Annotated in this window: 2 protein-coding genes; one reads left to right on the plus strand and one right to left on the minus strand. The window is 52.7% G+C overall.

Going from position 1 to position 1,808, the window contains the following annotated elements; genetic code table 11:
* Positions 1-63: 63 nt before the first annotated feature.
* Positions 64-1,317 (minus strand): enolase C-terminal domain-like protein, encoded by a 1,254-nt coding sequence (locus tag DZE2538_RS00010; protein ID WP_038915248.1) that lies wholly within the window; start codon positions 1,315-1,317, stop codon positions 64-66.
* 333 nt (positions 1,318-1,650) lie between these two features.
* Between DZE2538_RS00010 and DZE2538_RS00015 the strand changes: the two genes are divergently transcribed.
* Positions 1,651-1,808: SDR family NAD(P)-dependent oxidoreductase (locus tag DZE2538_RS00015; RefSeq protein ID WP_038915249.1), on the plus strand; the 158-nt coding region annotated here is incomplete at its 3' end.

Consider the following 1,808-nt stretch of genomic DNA (forward strand, 5'->3'; position numbering starts at 1 on the left):
GGCCTGGAGAAAACTAAGGTGCTGGAGAGCAGGCCCGGCGGATACCAACCGGGCCTGCATTGTTTACGGTCTTGAGGCCGTGCCGTCCGGAGTGCGTGCCATTGTCCAGGATGGGATCCCACCCTCGCACGGATACTTCGCCGCCCTGGCTTCGTCAATGTCGATCCCCAGACCTGGTTTCTCGTTCAGGTACGCATAACCCTGGTCGATCTCCGGGCAACCCGGGAAGACATCGCGCAGGGCGTCGTTCATGGGGGTGTATTCCTGAATGCCAAAGTTAGGCGAACTCAAATCAAGATGCATATTGGCGCAGACCCCTACCGGGGAAATGTCGCCCGGTCCGTGCCATGCGGTACGCACGCCGTTCAGTTCGCTGTAGACGGCGAGTTTCTTCGCCGGTGTAATGCCGCCGATGGTACTCACGTGGCAGCGGATATAGTCGATGAGTTTGTTGTCGATAAGCGGTTTCCACTCATTCACATTGACAAACAGCTCGCCCATGGAAACCGGTGTGGAAGACTGCTGGCGCAGCATTTTCAGCCAGTCGATATTTTCCGGCGCAACCGGATCTTCAAGATAAAACAGCTGATACTGTTCGAGCGTTTTTGCCAGGTTAATGGCGGTAACAGGGGTCACGCGCTCATGCACATCATGGATAAATTCAATGCCAAAGCCGAGTTTGTTACGCAGGTGGTCGAACAGACGAGGGACGCTTTTGGCGTAAGCCTCCGGGTCAAAGTAGATACCGGGCGTTTTACTGCGCGGTGAGCGCTTGGGCTGAATGTTCTTCGCCCGCGCCAGGTGTGTGGCGATCAGTTTGAGGTCATCAGTTCCCGCACCGCCATACATCCCCATCTGGCAGCGAACGTACTGGTAGCCTTCTTCCATTCGGGCGCGGATGTTGTCTTCCACTTCCACTTCATCGCCGCCGTCGGTGTGGCAGTACAATGGGATCCCGTCGCGGCATTTGCCGCCGAGCAGGTCATACACCGGCATGCCAGCGAGCTTACCTTTGATGTCCCACAGTGCCATGTCCACGCCCGACAACGCGTTATTCATGATAGGGCCGTTACGCCAGTAGCCGCTTACCGCACCGGACTGCCAGATATCTTCAATACGCGTCGGATCCTTGCCAATAAGAAAAGGTGCCATGTACTCATCGATAGCGTTTTTTACCGCGAAGATGCGTTGGGTAAATGTGGCGCATCCCAACCCATAGAGGCCCGGCTCGTTGGTTTCGACTTTAACGACGGCCAAATCAATGCCGCCCGGTGCCGTCAGAATGGTTTTTACGTTGGTGATTTTCAGGTTACTCACTTTCACTCCTCAATTCAGCGAATGTACGGCATGCCATACCGTTAAGGATAATACAGTTATTTGTAGGTTGTCCTACAATTTAAAGTTGTTATATCACGCTTGTTTCACAACGGGTTATTAAGAACCCCATTCTGTGATGTCGATCAAAGTCCATTCAGCCAAAACAAATAAGTAATTTATATTCAATAGCTTAATTTGATTGAGGGGATTGTTGGCTGCATCTTCCTGTGATCGTTGTTGCAAATTCATGAGGGAGCTATTGATTTTGTCATGTCGAAAACTCACCCTCAAATACGAAGGTCGTCCTACAAATTAAACGAGTGAGGGAATAACATGGCAGCTTTATTTGACTTAACGGGGAAAACGGCGCTGGTAACGGGTTCTGCGCGAGGGCTGGGCTTTGCCTATGCAGAAGGCCTGGCGGCGGCGGGTGCACGGGTCATCCTGAATGATATTCGCGATACGTTGCTGGCAGCTTCGGTGGAAACACT

This window comes from Dickeya zeae NCPPB 2538, assembly GCF_000406165.1.
Taxonomy (GTDB): domain Bacteria; phylum Pseudomonadota; class Gammaproteobacteria; order Enterobacterales; family Enterobacteriaceae; genus Dickeya; species Dickeya zeae.